The following is a 15,148-nucleotide window of genomic DNA, read 5'->3' on the forward strand; positions in this document are numbered from 1 at the left end:
TTCTTTGCCTACTTTCTTGGCAAGACAAGAAAGTAGGTCGCCGCCCCGCAGGGGTGGTGAAACTGCCTTTGACTTTGCAGTTAGTCCCAACCCCAAACAAAAAAACACCCAAAACCCAAAAGGAGACACCCCATGCCCCATATCGACATCCACAAACTAGCCGACGAAGCCCGCTTCAACCGCTTCCACGCCCAAATCCTCCTCTGGTGCGCCCTCATCATCATCTTCGACGGCTATGACCTGGCCGTGGTCGGCATCGCGCTGCCGTCGATCATGAAGGGCATGGGCGTGGACGCCACCAGCGCCGGCTTCATGGTCAGCGCCGCGCTGTTCGGCATGATGTTCGGCGCCATCTTCATGGGCACCGTGGCCGACCGCATCGGGCGGCGCCGCGCCATCGCCATCTGCATCCTGCTGTTCAGCGTCTTCACCGCGGCGGCCGGCTTCACCAGCGATCCGGTGACGTTCAGCGTGACGCGCTTCCTGGCCGGCCTGGGCATCGGCGGCGTCATGCCGAACGTGGTGGCGCAGATGACCGAATACTCCCCGCGCAAGATTCGCGGGACCATGGTCACGCTGATGTTCAGCGGCTACTCGGTGGGCGGCATGCTGGCCGCGCTGCTGGGCAAAGGCATGATTGAGAGCTACGGGTGGCAATCGGTCTTCCTCGCCGCCAGCCTGCCGGCACTGCTGATCCCGGTCATCCTGAAATCCATGCCGGAGTCGATGCCCTTCCTGATCAGATCGGGCCAGATCGACGCACTCAAGCACATCGCCTCGCGCCTGGAGCCAGGCTACCAGCCCCAGCCCGGCGACCGGTTCGCGCTGCCCGCCGGCGACAAAGCGGGCGACGCGCCCATCGGCAAGCTGTTCCAGGACGGACGCGGCTTTTCCACGGTGATGTTCTGGGTGGCGTTCTTCATGTGCTTGTTCATGGTCTACGCGCTCAGCTCCTGGCTGGCCAAGATGATGGCCGGCGCAGGCTATAGCCTGGGCTCGGCGCTCACCTTCGTGCTGGTGCTGAACTTCGGCGCCATGCTCGGCGCCATCGGAGGTGGCTGGCTGGCGGACCGTTTCAATATCAAGTACGTGCTGGTGGGCATGTACGCCCTGGCCGCGGTATCGATCACGCTGCTGGGCTATCCGGTGCCCACCGCGCTGCTGTTCGTGCTGGTGGCGCTGGCCGGCGCGTCGACCATCGGCACGCAGATCGTCACCTACGCCTATGCGGGGCAGTTCTATCCGATGGCGGTCCGCGCGACCGGCATCGGCTGGGCGTCGGGCATCGGGCGCAGCGGGGCCATCCTGGCGCCGATCGTGATCGGCGCGCTGGTGGGCATGTCGCTGCCGCTGCAGCAAAATTTCGTGGCCATCGCCATTCCGGCGGTGATCGCGATGATTGCGGTGTTGCTGATCGATCATCGGCGCTCGGCTTCGGCGCAGCATGCGGCGAACCAGGCAGGCAGCCCCCAGGCAGCCCCCAGGCCGCCCCGCTGGCCGCCGAAGCGCGCGCCGCGTCTTGAGAATGGCGGTTCATGTGTGCGGCGCCAGACATTCGCCGGCCGCTCCCGGCCGGACACTCGGCCTGTACGTGACTGGCCCCTAGCACCGTACCTTCGCCCCGCCACGCCCTTTCCCAGGCTGGCGGGGCTCCTTTCAGCTCCGGCAGGAAAGCCGTCAAGCCACGGATGCCATCACCGGGCCAGCCGTGCGCCCGGCCACATCCGCACCACCAGCGCCCCGATGGCCGTCGCGGTCGACAACAGCGTCACCGCCATCCAGCCCCAGCGCGCCAGCAGCACGCTGCCCAGCGCGGCGCCGGCCGCCATCCCCACGAACATGCCGACAAACAGCACCGCATTGAGGCGGCTGCGGGCGCCAGGCTCGATGCCGTAGACGATGGTCTGGTGCGCGACCAGCGTCACTTGCACACCAAGGTCGAAGCCCAGCGCGCTGGCGCCAATCAGCCACAGCCGTGCGTGCGGTGCGAGCAGCGGCGAGAGCAGCATCCCGGCGAACGAGATCGCGGTCAGCGCGATGCCCAGGCGGGTGACGAGCTCCGGGCCCTTGCGGTCTGCCAGGCGGCCCGCCAGCGGTGCGGCGAGCGCGCCAGCGGCACCGGCCAGGCCGAATGCGCCGGCCGCCGCGCTGCCCAGGTGGAACGGCGCGCCGTGCAGCATCACGGCCAGGGTCGACCAGAATGCGCTGAAGCCAACCGACAGCAGCCCCTGCGACAGCGTCGCCCGGCGCAGCGCGCCGTGCTTCTGCCACAGCTTGCCGAGCGAGCCCAGCAGCGCGCTATACGCAAGATGGGTGGTGGGCTTGAAGCGCGGCAGGCCGCGCGCGGCCACCACGCCGATCAGCGCAATGCTGGCCGCGGCGATCACGAACATGATGCGCCAGCCGAAGTGCTCGGCCACAAACCCGCTGAGCACGCGCGAGAGCAGGATGCCGAGCAGCAGCCCGGTCATCACGGTGCCGACGACCTTGCCGCGGTGCGACTCGGGCGCCAGCGTGGCGGCGGCCGGCACGATGTCTTGCGCCATCGTCGCGGCCAGCCCGATCGCCAGGCTGGTGGCCAGCAGCAGCCCGATGCCGGAGGCGGCGCCGCTGGCCAGCAGCGCGACGCTGAGCACGGCAGCCTTGGCCAGGATGATGCGCCGGCGGTCATAGCGGTCGCCCAGCGGGGCCAGCAGCAGGATGCCCAGCGCATAGCCGAGCTGCGTGAGCGTGGGCACCAGGCCGACCGCCGCATCGGACGCGCCGATGTCCGGGCCCAGCACGCCGAGCATGGGCTGGCTGTAGTACAGCGACGCCACCGCCAGGCCAGCGCCCGCGGCGAGCAGCAGGACCAGCCGTGCGGGCAGGCCGGTGGCAGGGGAATCCGCCGTGTGCGCTGTGCGCGCGGCGGCGGTGCTATGTGCGGCTTGAATGGAAGACATTGCGTTAGTCCTCAGTTGGAAAACATGGCTGGAGTTTGCCGGTGGCCCTCGGCACGTGGTAGTACTACACTTCGCACAATGGCTATACGCCAGACGCATGACCAACAGCCGCCATGCCGGAAACCATGAAAACCCAGCCCTCCGCCCCAGTCGCCGCAGTCGCTCCAGTGGCTCCGGTCAGCTCCGCCACGCCTTCCGCCGACCGTGTCGAGTTGATGCAGACCTTCGTGCGGATCGTCGAGGCCGGCAGCCTGTCGGCCGCCGCCGCGCAACTGGGCACCACCCAGCCCACCATCAGCCGCCGCCTGCAAAACCTGGAGCGCTCGCTTGGCCTGCGCCTGCTGCAGCGCTCGACCCATGCGATGAAGCTCACCGAGGATGGCGAGCGCTGCTTTGGGCGCGCCAAGGAGCTGGTAGCGGGATGGGAGGCTTTCGAAGCGGACCTGCGCGGCGCCGGTGACGAGCCCGAGGGCACGCTGCGGGTCGTGGTGCCGCATGCCTTCGGGCAGCAGCAGCTGGTAGGGCCGCTGGCGGAGTTCCTGCGCCGTCACTCGCGGGTGACGGTGGAGTGGCTGTTGTATGACCGGACACCGGAGTTCATTGCCGACGGCATCGACTGCGCCATCCACGTTGGCGAGGTGAGCGACCCGTCGGTGGTGGCGATCCGGCTTGCGCAGGTGCCCCGCATTGTCGTTGCCGCCCCTGCCGTGCTGGATGGCTTGGCGATGCCCTCGCACCCGAACGAGCTGGCCATGCTGCCCTGGCTTTCCCTGCGCACCTTCTATCGCAACGAGGTGACGCTGACCCATGCGGTGACTGGCGAAAGCCAGCGGCTGGCGTTCCGCCCGCGCGTGGGCACCGACAGCCTGTATGCGTTGCGCAGCGCGGCAGCGCTGGGACTGGGCGTGGCCGTGGCGTCGGCCTGGCTGATGGCCGAGGATATTGCACAGGGCCGGCTGCTGCACCTGGTGCCCGAGTGGCAGGCATCCTCGCTGCCGATGTACCTGATCTATCCCTACGCGAGTTTTTATCCCGCCAAGCTGCGCCGCTTTGTGGAGACGATGCGGCAATGCGTGCCGGCGACCATGGCAGGCTGAATCCTGGCCGAGCGCAAGCTGCCGCCGGGCGGCAGGTTCAGGATCGAGGTGCTCGGCATCGACCCGCCGGCCCGCTTCGGGCGATAGCCGAAGCCCGGAGCCACCCCAGCCCCATCAGATCTCGTCCGGCACCCGCTCCAGGTCCGTCATCCACACCACGGACTCGGAATCGCTCGGTGCCCGCCAGTCTCCGCGCGGCGACAGCGAGCCACCCGACCCCACCTTGGGCCCGTTGGGCACGCACGAGCGCTTGAACTGGCTGGTGCGGAAAAAACGGTCGAGGAAGATGCGCAGATTGCGCTTGATGTCGGCCACCTTGTACACATTGCGCACCACGTCCAGCCCGTCAGGCCAGTTGCCCTTGTCGCGCTCGCCCCACGCGCTCAGGGCAAGGAAGGCGATCTTGGTCGGCGTGAAGCCGAACCGCAGCGTGTAGTACAGGTTGAAATCCTGCAACTCATACGGACCGATGAAGTTCTCGGTCTTTTGCTGCGGCGCGTCGGCGGAGTCTCCCGGCACCAGTTCCGGGCTGATCTCCGTGCCAAGCACGTCGAGCAGCACGTCCGAGCCGGTATTGCCGATCTGCCCGGTCTGCGCCACCCAGCGGACCAGGTGCGAGATCAGCGTCTTGGGCACGCTGCCGTTCACGTTGTAATGCGACATGTGGTCGCCCACGCCATACGTGCACCAGCCCAGGGCCAGCTCGCTCAGGTCGCCGGTGCCGATCACGATGGCGTGGCTGTGATTGGCGAAGCGGAACAGATGGTTGGTGCGCTCGCCCGCCTGCACGTTCTCGAACGTGACGTCGTACACAGGCTTGCCGGACGCGTAGGGGTGGTCAAGGTCCTTGAGCATCTCGACGCAGCTTGGCCGGATGTCGATCTCCTTGGCCACGCAGCCCACCACCTCCATCAGCTTGCGCGCCTGGAGCAGCGTGCGCTCGCTGGTGGCAAAGCCCGGCATGGTGATGCCGATGATGTTGGTGCGCGGCAGCTTGAGCCGATCCATGGCCTTGGCGCACACCAGCAGCGCGTGCGTGGAATCCAGCCCGCCGGAGACGCCGATCACCACCTTGGACAGGCCGCTGAACGACAGCCGCTGGACCAGCGCCTGCACCTGGATGTTGTAGACCTCGCTGCAGCGTTCGTCGCGCCGCCGCGCGTCGGACGGCACGTAGGGGAATCGTTCCACCGTCCTGCGCAGCGGCAGCGGCTTGTCCAGCGCCAGGTTCATGGCGAAGGGGATCACCTTGAACTTCGCCACCTCCGCGCCATGGCGCCGCACCGAGTGGCCGAACGTGGTCTGGTGCATGCGCTCGCGCGACAGGCGCTCGAGGTCGACATCCGCAAAGGTCAGGTGCGAGCTGTCCGCAAAGCGCTCGGACTCCGCCAGCAGTTCGCCGTTCTCGTAGATCAGCGCCTGCCCGTCCCACGCCAGGTCGGTGGACGACTCGCCCTTGCCCGCCGAGCTGTACACGTACGCCGCCAGGCAGCGCGCCGACTGCTGGCTGACCAGCTGATGCCGGTAGCCGGACTTGCCGACCACGATGTTGGAGGCCGACAGGTTCACCAGCACGGTCGCGCCCGCCAGCGCCGCGAACGACGACGGCGGAATCGGCACCCACACGTCCTCGCAGATCTCCACATGGAAGCGCAAGAACGGCACGTCTTGCGCCTCGAACAGCAGGCCGGCGCCAAAGGGCACCTTGCTGCCGCAAAGCGGCACCTCGGTGGCTACCGCGCTATCGGCCGAACTGAACTGGCGCGCCTCGTAGAACTCCCAGTAGTTCGGCAGGTAAGTCTTGGGAACCACGCCAAGGATGCGCCCGCCGGCTACCACCGCCGCGCAGTTGAACAGTTGATGCTCGACCCGCAGCGGCAGCCCCACCACCAGCGTCGCGGCGATCGACTTCGACGCATCGACGATGGCGGCAAGGGCCGCCTCGCAGGCGTCGAGCAAGGCGCGCTGATGGAACAGGTCGTCGCAGGTATAGGCGGACAAGCCCAGCTCCGGAAAGGCCACCAGCGCCGCACCCTGGCTGGCGGCATCCCTGGCCAGCGCGATCGTCTCGGCGGCATTGAAGGCCGGGTCTGCCACTCGGCACACCGGCACACCCACCGCCACGCGGGCAAAGCCATGGGCGTAGATATTGAGGAACGGGTTCTTGGTGTCAGTCATGTCAATCATCCTTGCACTGCGCGGTGCAGCGCTCGCGGCGCAAGCCGGGCGGGAAAGTGGGTTGTGCGGTATATGGCGCAATTCTACGACGCGCGCGGCTGCCGGGCGAGTTGCTGAAGATCTCGGCAAGGACCGATCTGCTGCACATTCCCTACAAGGGATGCGCTCCCGCCATGACCGACGTGCTGGGCGGCCAGGCGGACGTCAGCATCAACACGCTCACCAACGCCCTGCCCTACCTGAACAAGCTGGCCCTGCGGATCGGCCTCAAGGCTGACTGATACAGTCAGCGCAAGGGCTCGGCCTGCAGGTAAGCCGCGGCCTGCGGCGGTTCGGCATCCTGGCGCCAGCGGGCACGTCGCCCGGGGTCGTGCAAAAGCTCAACCTGGAAATCGCCAGGGTCATGGCCTGAAGCCCACGGCTTTGCGGCCTGCCCGCACAGCGTCGAAGTCGCTCGCGTCCAGGCTGGCACCGCGCGCGGCGCGAAACGCCGCGTCCCAGGCCAGCGGCGCCAGGCGCGGCTTGAGCGGCACGCGCAGATGCTCGGACCAGGGATGCGGGCTCCTGTCGCAAAACCAGACCGAGGCCCGCGGATTGCCCCCCTCCATCCCCACATATGAAGCAAAGTAAGTGTCCAGATCCTCTGTTGTGAACACCGTGGTGTTTTCCATGCTGCCCCCCCCGATTGCCTGGTGGGACCCCTCTTCAGCGCTTGCCGCAGCGTGCCGGCGCCCGTGGGGGCGCGCGTGCCGTTGCGATCGTTCGCCGGATATCCCGCGCCGGCCAAGGCTGGCGCTGAATCGTTCCGGGCATTGGTGGTACGCCGTGCCTGCTGCTTGCTGGCCAGCCCTGGCTATCAGCTAGCCTGTTGGTCCGCCTTTCCAGTCTTGAGCATCTCGGCAATCTCGATGGCGGAGGCAGGTGCGAATTGCGCTACGCAGGAGCGCGTCAGCGCCAGCGTGTACGAGAACGCCATGGCGCGGTCCTCGAACGTGCGGTTGAGCATGAAGTGCGCGGCGGGCACCTGGCCGTCGGCCAGCTTTGACAGGCGGACCAGCGCTCCCCAGTTGCCATCGTCCACCTGCAGGATATCCACCTCGATCGCATATCCGGCCTCGATATACGTCCTGGCCGGGCCTGCCAGCCGGCGTTCCGGTTTGTCGAGCGCCATCTCGTTCCTCCACGATTCAGGTCGATTTGAGACAACCACGCGTGCGTCAGCCGCGCTTTGGCGCGCCCGCGCCAGCCAGCCGGTTAGCGGCCGGCGGCTTCGCGGTGGACTGGCGCACCACCAGCCCGCTGGGAAAGCACAGGCGGATCGGCGCTTCGTCCGGTTGCGCCAGCCGCAGCATGACCCGCCGCACCATGGCTTGCGCCATCTCGCCAAAAGGCATGGCCACGGAGGTCAGCGCGGGATTGGTGTACAAGCACATGCTGATGTCGTCCATGCCGATCACCGAGACATCGGCCGGCACCGACAAGCCAGCCTGGTGCAGGCCGGACATCAGCCCGATCGCCATCATGTCGTTGACAGCGACCAGCCCGGTGGGGCGCGTGCTGGTCTGCGCCAGCTGCCCCGCCAGGGCCTGGCCCAGTTCCGCCAGTTCGGCATCGCCGTAATGCGCGGCGGGCGAGCACTCTATCACCACCGCGTCGCCCAGCCCGGCCTCTTTCACCGCCGCCTGGAAACCGGCGATCTTGCTCGCGCGGCTCACCGTGCGCCCGGCGGGCATGACAAAGGCGATGCGCCGGTGACCCAGCTCGAGCAGGTGCGACGCGGCCAGGTAGCCTGCCTGGAAGTTGTCGGGCGCCACGTGATCGATGCGCGCCGGCGCGTCAGGGTCGGCGCCGCCGTCGTAGCTGACCATGGCCAGCCCCTGCCGGGTCGCCACCTCGAAATGTTGCTCGCCGGTGACCGACGACACGACGATCACGCCGTGCACGCCGAACGAGAGCAAGTCGTCGAACATGCGCGACTCCTGCTCCCGGTCCCGGTTGGTATTGCCCAGCAGCACGCGGTAGCCCGTCTGGCGCTGTGCCTCGGCTTCGATCTTCAGCGTCAGCTGGCCGTACATGGGGTTGGCGGTGGACGGCACCAACAGCCCCAGCATCGGCGTCTGGCCGGTCTTGAGCTGGCGCGCGACCTGGCTGGGCCGGAAGCCGAGCGTGCGGATGGCCTCCCGCACCCGCTCGAATGTGGCGGGATTGAGCCGCTCGGTGCGTCCGTTGAGCACGTTGGAAACGGAGCTCACGGATACATTCGCCAGTCTGGCGACATCTTGTATGGTTGCCATTATCGGGATCTCATGCCAGCGTCATCAGGCGGGATCGCCATGGCGTCAGCGATGGCAACAGGATCAAGAACAGCAAGATCAGCAGCAACAGCAACAGCAACAGCAACAGCAACAGCAACAGCAACAGCAAGACGAGGTATGTCAGCATCGGCCCCGCCATCTGCTCCGTGCGCGTGCCGGCCATCGCGCAAGTGGCGACCGGCATCAGGTATTAAGCGTCTCCGTAAAACGATTTACTAAATCGATTTACAGATCATAGGCGGTCGTGAGACAAATGCAAGGACGATGACTTGCCGAGTGCCGCCGCCATGGCGGCAGTACCCGGCTGCGCATTCGGAAGGAAGTGATTCAGGCTGTGACCGCCTTGGCGCGGCCAACGTGCATAGCGCCAAGGGGACGGGGAAAATGGGCCGGCGATGCCAGCCGCATTCAGGCAAGTATTGCGCGCAATCTGCAATCTATCCGGGCGCGCTGATCTACCCGGGCAACTACAGCGACTACAGGAACGACAGCAACCCGCCCACCGCCCTCAATCCCAGGCAGGCGCCAACCCCTGCGGGCTGGTCAAGCGTCCGCCCCGATCCAGCGCACCGATGGCAGCCATGTCCGGCTCAGACAGCCGCACCGCAAGCGCACCCAGGTTGCCCTGCAGGTTTGCACGCTTGGTAGAAGAGGGAATCACCGCATGCCCAAGCTGCATGGCCCAGGCCAGCACCACCTGCGCAGGCGTAGCCCCGTTGCGCTGCGCAATTGCCTGAACCACCGGATCCTGCAACACCTTGCCGTAACCCAGCGTCATGTACGACGTGATCGGAATCCCCTGGCTGCGGGCAAAGTCGGCCACCTTGCGATTCTGCAGGAACGGATGCAACTCGACCTGGTTGGTCGCGATGGCACCCGCCCCCACCACGTCGATCGCCTGCTGCATCAGCCCGATCGTGAAATTGGACACCCCGATCTGACGCGTCAGCCCCTGCTCGCGAGCATCGGCCAGCGCGCCCATGAACTCGGCAACCGGCACCCCATCACCTGGCGACGGCCAGTGGATCAGCGTCAGGTCGACATGGTCCGTACGCAGCTTGGCAAGGCTGTCCTTGAGGCTGGGCACCAGCTTGTCGCGCGACAGGTTCTCGGTCCAGATCTTGGTCGTCAGGAACAGCGCCGAGCGCGCCACGCCGCTCTCGGCGATGGCCTGGCCGACCTCGGCCTCGTTGCCGTAGATCTGTGCGGTATCGATGGCGCGGTAGCCAACGTCAAGGCCGTTGCGCACGGAGTCGATGACGGTCTGGCCTTGCAGGCGGAAGGTACCGAGGCCGATGGTGGGAATGGACATTGTGTTTTCCTGTGTCAGGTCATGCGTTGGCGGCCACGGCCGGCTGCGGCCATGGCCTGGATGAATGCGCGCTTCGGGCGGGCGTCAGGCGAGCGGCATCTCGTTCTCGATCCACGCCGTCACCGACACGTGCCCGGGCTGCCAGCCCAGCTCCGAGCGCGCGCGCCGGGCGCGCACGCGGCTGTTGGAGCCGAAGGAGTAGCGCGACTGGCCCTCGCCCCAGACGGGCGTGGCCTCTTCGACCGACCAGGACTGCACGGCCCCGAGGCCGAGCCGCCGGGCAATGGCAGCACCGATCTCCGCGTACGAAGCCTCGCCGTTCTCGACAAAATAGAAGGCGCCCGCGGGCGCGCTGTCGAGCACGCGCGCATAGAGGTCCACCACATCGGCGATATGCACGTTGGACCAGCGGTTCACGCCTGCGCCGACGATGCGCACCAAGCCGCTCTGCCTGGCCTGCGCCACCAGCGGCGGAATCTGCACGCTGTCGGCATGCAGCCCGGCGCCAACGCCGTAGATCATGCTGTTGCACAGCACGGCGCTGCGCACGCCTTGCGCGGCGGCCGCCAGCACCATCTGGTCGATGGCGTGGCGCGCCTGCTTGCCCGGCTCCACCACGAACGGCGTCTGTTCGTCGAAGATGCGCGGCGGCAAGACATTGCCGCCGGCGTCGTCGCCGATCACGCTGGAGCCGCTGGTATGCAGCAACGGCTTGCCCGTGCCGCGCAATCCGGCCAGCAGCGCGTCTACCGCGGCGCGGTGGTCGCTGCTGGCGGCGTTGATCACGCCGTCTGCCTGCGCGGCTTCGCGCGTCAGCAGTGCGGCGTCGTCGAGCGCGCCCGGCACGGGCACGACGCCGCGCATGGCCAGCTGCGCGGCCTGCGCCGGGTTGCGGACCAGGCCGCGCACGCTATGCCCGGCGGCGATCAGGTGAGCAGCGACGGAGCCGCCGATAAAGCCGGCCGCGCCGGTGAGGAAGATTTGCATGGGATGCTCCTGGAAGCGGGCTTGCGAAGCGCGCCGGATTGGGCCCGGGCCCGGGCCCTGAGACCCTGAGACCGTGAGGCGGTGGCCATGGCCGGATGAACATGGCCCGAGTATCCGCGCAACCCATGCAGAGAAAAACCGTGAGGCGGGCAGAACATATTTGATTCCCGCGCAAGAATGGGCGCCGCGCCCGCGCACTGGAAGTGTCTCGCTGCGTATTCGCCGTCCGGAACCTTGCCAAGCGTAACGCAACGGTGCTGCATTACGCTGCGAGCTGGCAAAAGATGGGAAAGATGGCGAAAGATCGCAAGCGGCCCCGGCGTCTACCTTGCCGGGCGCGCGTGCGCACCGGCACGTTGGGCTGCGTGCCGGTTCCGAAGTACTGGTTATAGACGCCCGAGAAACCGGTGAAATCCGGCTTGCCCGTGGCCGGGTCCGCCACGATCAGCGCCCGCATGGAGACGATGTCGCCCATTTGGTAGCCGCGCGCCCTGAGGATGTGCTCGATCTGGCCGAGCACGTTGCGGGTCTGGGTTGCGGTGTCGCCATAGGAGGCCGCGGTATCGGGCGGCGCGGAGGCATTCGACACCGTGGGCCCCACGCCGCTGAGCACGAGTTGCTCCGCGCTGGCGGGAATCTCGATCGCCTCGGCGAACTCGCGCTGCCGGTGGGATTCACGCCCGACGGCCTTCCCGTGGGCCTGCAGCTGATCGGCAGGCCCTGGGCCGAAGGTACCCTGCTTGACGCCTGCGCCGCATTCCAGCAAGCCACCAGCTGGCACCGTATCGAACCCGTGCTCAATGGCCCGGAAGTGGCCGGAAGTGGCCATCATCGCGGCGGTGCCGGACCACGGGTAAGCATCTGAAAAGGCAGGCTGGCGCGATGGTAGACTCGGCACAGCCCCGAGCCGCGCGGGCCACCTCTATAATCCGCGCTCCCGGCCAACCATCGCAGATATCTCGCCTCATGCTCAAGGAAACAGCGCAAGCCCGCCCGACACGCCGGTACGTGGAAAAACGCGAGGCGATCCTCGATGCTGCTGCCCGGCTGTTCAATCGCAAGGGCTTGCGCGGCGCCACGCTCTCGGACGTGGCGCAGGAAGTCGGCCTGAGCACCAACAGCATCACCTACTACTACCGCAAGAAGGAAGACCTTGTGGTGGCGTGCCTGATGCGCACCATCGATGAAATCGCGGGCATCGCCGACGCCACGGCCGGCGAGCCGTTGCCGCAGGCCAGGGTGCGCCGATTCATCGCGCTTTTCTTCCAGCGGCTGGCCAGGACTGCAACCGGCGAGCGCCCCGAGTTGATGAGCTTTCGCGAGATCCGCTCGCTGCCCGACACACACGCCGATGTTGCCTTCGCGGCCTATACGGACATGTTCCGGCGCATCCGCAAGCTGTTGCGCAGCGACACGCCCAAGGACCCCGCGCAACGCAGCGCCCTGAGCGCGGCGGCGCACCTGCTGCTGTCGCTGACCAGCGGCGCGATGACATGGGTGGAGCGCTATGAGCCAGAGGATTATCCGAAGGTGGCGGATACCGTCGTGGATATCCTGCTCAACGGCTTTGCGTCACCGTCATCGCAATGGGACAGCGCCCCGGCCGGGACGCCGCCGATCTCCAAAGCCGAAACCACGCAGGAAGCCTTCCTGCGCGCTGCCACGGAACTGCTCAACGAACTGGGCTATCGGGGCGCTTCCGCCGATCGCATCTCCGCGCGGCTGAATCTCACCAAGGGTGCCTTCTATCACCACAACGAGAACAAGGATGACCTGATCGCCGCCTGCTTCGACCGCATGTTCGCAGTGATCCGCGATGCGCAATCGAAGGTGGAGAACGGCCCGGGCACCGGCTGGGACAAGCTGTGCGCGATCGCGCGCGCGCTGGTCGGCTATCAGTTTTCCAGCCAGGGGCCGCTGCTGCGGCTGACCATCTACGGCGCGCTGCCCGAGGAGATGCGCAAGGAGAAGATGCTGACGATGAACCGGCTGTCGGCGCGGTTTGTGCGTTTCCTGGTGCAAGGGATGCAGGACGGGTCGATCCGGGCGCTGGATCAGTCGATTGCTTCGTTGCAGGTGAATGGGATGATCAATGCCGCGGTGGAGTTGCGGCGGTGGGTGCCGGATGCATCCGGGGAGAACGCGGCGGATTTGTTTATCCGGCCTTTGTTTTTGGGAATATTTTCGGGGCAGTGAGCGCCAGGATGCATCTTTGATGCGCCTTGATGCGTTTTAGTGCACCAACGCCTGGCTCCCCGCTTGCCGCATCACCCTTCCAGACCCTCCAGATGGCAAGCCACCATCTGCCCATCCCCCCGTTCCCTCAGCACTGGATCCTCCACCCTGCAGCGCTGCGTTGCCTGTGCGCAGCGCGGGTGAAAGCGGCAGCCGGACGGCGGGTTCAGCGGACTTGGCACTTCGCCCTTGAGCACGATGCGCTGGCGCTTTGCCTCGGCTTCGACGCTCGCCACAGGCACGGCGGACAGCAGCGCCTTGGTGTAGGGATGCCGGGGATTCGCATATAGCGCGTCCCGGCTGGCGATCTCCACGATGCGCCCGAGGTACATCACGGCGATGCGGTCGCTGATGTGGCGCACCACGGCCAGGTCGTGCGCAATGAAGATATAGGTCAGCCCGAGCCGCCGCTGCAGTTCCATGAACACATTGACCACCTGGGCCTGGATCGATACGTCCAGCGCGGAGACGGGTTCATCGCAAACGATCAGGCTGGGTTCGACCGCCAGCGCGCGGGCAATGCCGATGCGCTGGCGCTGGCCGCCGGAGAACTCGTGCGGGTAGCGGTCCGCCATATAGGGCAGCAGGCCGACCATCTGCAGCAGCTCGGCGATGCGGGCGCGATAGTGCTCGCGGTCGTTGGCCATGCCGTGCACTTCGAGCGGCTCGCCGATGATGTCGCAGACCTTCATGCGCGGGTTCAGCGAGCCGAACGGATCCTGGTAGACCATCTGCACGCTGCGGCGGAAGTTCTTCTCCTGCGCCTTGCTGAAGGTGGCGAAGTCGTCGCCATCGAAGGCGATCCGCCCACCGCTGGCGGCCAGCATCTTGATGATGGCCAGGCCGGTGGTGGACTTGCCGCAGCCGCTTTCGCCGACCAGCCCCAGTGTCTCGCCGCGCCTGAGCGTAAACGATACGCCGTCCACGGCCTTGACCGAGCCCACCTGCCGCTTGATGACGACGCCCTGGGTCACGGGGAAATGGACCTTGAGGTTCTCGACGCGCAGGATCTCGTCGCCGATCTTGCCGTGCTGGCGCGCGGCGGGCAAAGCCCGCGCTTCAGTGGTGGTCATGGTCATGGAGGAAGCATGCCTTCAGGTGATTCGGGCGCACGGCACGCAGCGCGGGGCGCGACATGCCGCATTGATCGGTGGCGAGCTTGCACCGCGGCATGAAAGCGCACCCTGGCGGCAGCGCGGTGAGGTCGGGCGGCTGGCCGTCGATGGGCACCAGCGGCTGGCGGGTATCGCCGTCGATGCGCGGCACCGAGGCCATCAGCCCGCGCGTGTACGGGTGCGCGGGATGGCCGTAGAGCTCGCGCGCCGTGGCGGTCTCGACCATGCGGCCGCCGTACATCACGGTCACGCGATCGGCATAGCGGGCCACCACGCCCAGGTCGTGCGTGATGAGCACCAGCGCCGTACCGGACTGGCTGGCCAGGTCCTTGAGCAGGTCGAGGATTTGCGCTTGCACCGTGACGTCGAGCGCGGTGGTGGGCTCGTCCGCGATGATCAACTGCGGCTTGCAGGCCAGCGCCATGGCGATCATGGCACGCTGGCGCATGCCGCCCGAGAACTGGTGCGGATAGGCGCCCAGCCGGCTCTGCGGCTCGGGGATCTGCACCTTGCCAAGCAGTTCGCCGGCAATGCCCAGCGCGGTCTTCCACGGCATGCCCTGGTGCAGGTTGATCGGTTCGGCGATCTGCTTGCCCACGGTGAGCGCCGGGTTCATCGACGACATCGGCTCCTGGAAGATCATCGCGATCCGGTTGCCGCGAATCGCACGCATTTTTGCCGGGCTTAGCTTGAGCAGGTCCTGCCCGTCAAAGCGGATCTCGCCCGCTTCGATGCGGCCCGCCGGGCTGGGAATCAGGCCCAGGATGGATAGCGCGGTGACGCTTTTCCCCGAGCCGGACTCGCCAACGATGGCCAGCGTCTCGCCGGGGGCGACATCGAACGAGACCTGGTCCACCGCCGTGACCACGCCCCGGTCGGTGCGAAAGCGCGTGGTCAGCTGATTCACTTGCAAGATGGGCTGCATCATACGGGCCTCCTTGAAAGGGACGGGCGTGGGACAGGCGTG

13 protein-coding genes and 2 pseudogenes are annotated in these 15,148 nt (G+C 66.9%); 4 read left to right on the forward strand and 11 right to left on the reverse strand.

Going from position 1 to position 15,148, the window contains the following annotated elements:
- Positions 1-132: 132 nt before the first annotated feature.
- A pseudogene (locus AC1RWI_RS02485) lies at positions 133-1,470 on the forward strand (MFS transporter); the annotation flags it as partial.
- A 224-nt stretch (positions 1,471-1,694) separates the two neighbouring features.
- On the opposite strand, the gene AC1RWI_RS02490 reads toward AC1RWI_RS02485, so the two are convergent.
- Positions 1,695-2,942, reverse strand: a complete 1,248-nt coding sequence (locus AC1RWI_RS02490) for an MFS transporter (RefSeq protein ID WP_492864361.1) — start codon at positions 2,940-2,942, stop codon at positions 1,695-1,697.
- Positions 2,943-3,067: 125 nt separating this feature from the next.
- On the opposite strand from AC1RWI_RS02490, the gene AC1RWI_RS02495 reads away from it, so the two are divergent.
- Entirely contained in the window at positions 3,068-4,039 is a 972-nt protein-coding gene (locus AC1RWI_RS02495; RefSeq protein WP_492864363.1) for a LysR family transcriptional regulator, read from the forward strand.
- Positions 4,040-4,153: 114 nt separating this feature from the next.
- On the opposite strand, the gene AC1RWI_RS02500 is transcribed toward AC1RWI_RS02495, so the two are convergent.
- Complete coding sequence (locus tag AC1RWI_RS02500) at positions 4,154-6,217, reverse strand: NAD(+) synthase (RefSeq protein ID WP_492864365.1); 2,064 nt, start codon at positions 6,215-6,217, stop codon at positions 4,154-4,156.
- 56 nt (positions 6,218-6,273) lie between these two features.
- Here AC1RWI_RS02500 and AC1RWI_RS02505 point away from each other — a divergent pair.
- Positions 6,274-6,475: pseudogene (locus AC1RWI_RS02505) on the forward strand (tripartite tricarboxylate transporter substrate-binding protein); the annotation flags it as partial.
- 143 nt (positions 6,476-6,618) lie between these two features.
- Here the strand turns inward: AC1RWI_RS02505 and AC1RWI_RS02510 are convergent.
- The 7 genes from AC1RWI_RS02510 to AC1RWI_RS02540 form a co-directional block, all read right to left on the reverse strand.
- Positions 6,619-6,888: a hypothetical protein gene (locus AC1RWI_RS02510; protein ID WP_043356837.1), complete on the reverse strand. Its 270-nt coding sequence runs from the start codon at positions 6,886-6,888 to the stop codon at positions 6,619-6,621.
- 185 nt (positions 6,889-7,073) lie between these two features.
- A complete protein-coding gene (locus tag AC1RWI_RS02515) occupies positions 7,074-7,388 on the reverse strand; it encodes a hypothetical protein (RefSeq protein ID WP_043356839.1) in 315 nt (104 codons plus the stop codon).
- A 46-nt stretch (positions 7,389-7,434) separates the two neighbouring features.
- The gene (locus tag AC1RWI_RS02520) at positions 7,435-8,511 is read right to left on the reverse strand and encodes a LacI family DNA-binding transcriptional regulator (RefSeq protein WP_492864368.1); all 1,077 of its coding nucleotides are present in this window, start codon (positions 8,509-8,511) and stop codon (positions 7,435-7,437) included.
- 10 nt (positions 8,512-8,521) lie between these two features.
- Positions 8,522-8,716 (reverse strand): hypothetical protein, encoded by a 195-nt coding sequence (locus AC1RWI_RS02525; RefSeq protein WP_492864370.1) that lies wholly within the window; start codon positions 8,714-8,716, stop codon positions 8,522-8,524.
- Positions 8,717-9,040: 324 nt separating this feature from the next.
- Positions 9,041-9,844 (reverse strand): 2,5-didehydrogluconate reductase DkgB, encoded by an 804-nt coding sequence (dkgB, locus tag AC1RWI_RS02530; protein WP_043356844.1) that lies wholly within the window; start codon positions 9,842-9,844, stop codon positions 9,041-9,043.
- Between the two features lie 84 nt (positions 9,845-9,928).
- Positions 9,929-10,831, reverse strand: coding sequence for an NAD-dependent epimerase/dehydratase family protein (locus AC1RWI_RS02535; RefSeq protein ID WP_492864372.1), 903 nt, complete (start codon positions 10,829-10,831; stop codon positions 9,929-9,931).
- Positions 10,832-11,093: 262 nt separating this feature from the next.
- Positions 11,094-11,663, reverse strand: a complete 570-nt coding sequence (locus AC1RWI_RS02540; RefSeq protein WP_419188900.1) for a Rid family hydrolase — start codon at positions 11,661-11,663, stop codon at positions 11,094-11,096.
- A gap of 134 nt (positions 11,664-11,797) precedes the next feature.
- Here AC1RWI_RS02540 and AC1RWI_RS02545 point away from each other — a divergent pair, with 134 nt between their 5' ends.
- Positions 11,798-13,027 (forward strand): TetR/AcrR family transcriptional regulator, encoded by a 1,230-nt coding sequence (locus AC1RWI_RS02545; RefSeq protein ID WP_043356847.1) that lies wholly within the window; start codon positions 11,798-11,800, stop codon positions 13,025-13,027.
- Positions 13,028-13,098: 71 nt separating this feature from the next.
- Here AC1RWI_RS02545 and AC1RWI_RS02550 read toward each other — a convergent pair whose 3' ends face one another.
- Positions 13,099-14,139 (reverse strand): ABC transporter ATP-binding protein, encoded by a 1,041-nt coding sequence (locus AC1RWI_RS02550; RefSeq protein ID WP_492864585.1) that lies wholly within the window; start codon positions 14,137-14,139, stop codon positions 13,099-13,101.
- The gene (locus tag AC1RWI_RS02555; RefSeq protein ID WP_492864375.1) at positions 14,126-15,109 is read right to left on the reverse strand and encodes an ABC transporter ATP-binding protein; all 984 of its coding nucleotides are present in this window, start codon (positions 15,107-15,109) and stop codon (positions 14,126-14,128) included. The genes AC1RWI_RS02550 and AC1RWI_RS02555 overlap by 14 nt, the downstream gene beginning before the upstream one ends.
- Positions 15,110-15,148: the final 39 nt, after the last annotated feature.

The organism is Cupriavidus sp. MPR-AND1C (assembly GCF_058809705.1).

Coding starts and splice junctions, on each gene's coding strand:
- AC1RWI_RS02490 (WP_492864361.1), bottom strand. CDS start 2,942: ATGTCTTCCATTCAAGCCGCACATAGCACCGCCGCCGCGCGCACAGCG.
- AC1RWI_RS02495 (WP_492864363.1), top strand. CDS start 3,068: ATGAAAACCCAGCCCTCCGCCCCAGTCGCCGCAGTCGCTCCAGTGGCT.
- AC1RWI_RS02500 (WP_492864365.1), bottom strand. CDS start 6,217: ATGACTGACACCAAGAACCCGTTCCTCAATATCTACGCCCATGGCTTT.
- AC1RWI_RS02510 (WP_043356837.1), bottom strand. CDS start 6,888: ATGGAAAACACCACGGTGTTCACAACAGAGGATCTGGACACTTACTTT.
- AC1RWI_RS02515 (WP_043356839.1), bottom strand. CDS start 7,388: ATGGCGCTCGACAAACCGGAACGCCGGCTGGCAGGCCCGGCCAGGACG.
- AC1RWI_RS02520 (WP_492864368.1), bottom strand. CDS start 8,511: ATGGCAACCATACAAGATGTCGCCAGACTGGCGAATGTATCCGTGAGC.
- AC1RWI_RS02525 (WP_492864370.1), bottom strand. CDS start 8,716: ATGCCGGTCGCCACTTGCGCGATGGCCGGCACGCGCACGGAGCAGATG.
- dkgB (WP_043356844.1), bottom strand. CDS start 9,844: ATGTCCATTCCCACCATCGGCCTCGGTACCTTCCGCCTGCAAGGCCAG.
- AC1RWI_RS02535 (WP_492864372.1), bottom strand. CDS start 10,831: ATGCAAATCTTCCTCACCGGCGCGGCCGGCTTTATCGGCGGCTCCGTC.
- AC1RWI_RS02540 (WP_419188900.1), bottom strand. CDS start 11,663: ATGATGGCCACTTCCGGCCACTTCCGGGCCATTGAGCACGGGTTCGAT.
- AC1RWI_RS02545 (WP_043356847.1), top strand. CDS start 11,798: ATGCTCAAGGAAACAGCGCAAGCCCGCCCGACACGCCGGTACGTGGAA.
- AC1RWI_RS02550 (WP_492864585.1), bottom strand. CDS start 14,139: ATGACCACCACTGAAGCGCGGGCTTTGCCCGCCGCGCGCCAGCACGGC.
- AC1RWI_RS02555 (WP_492864375.1), bottom strand. CDS start 15,109: ATGATGCAGCCCATCTTGCAAGTGAATCAGCTGACCACGCGCTTTCGC.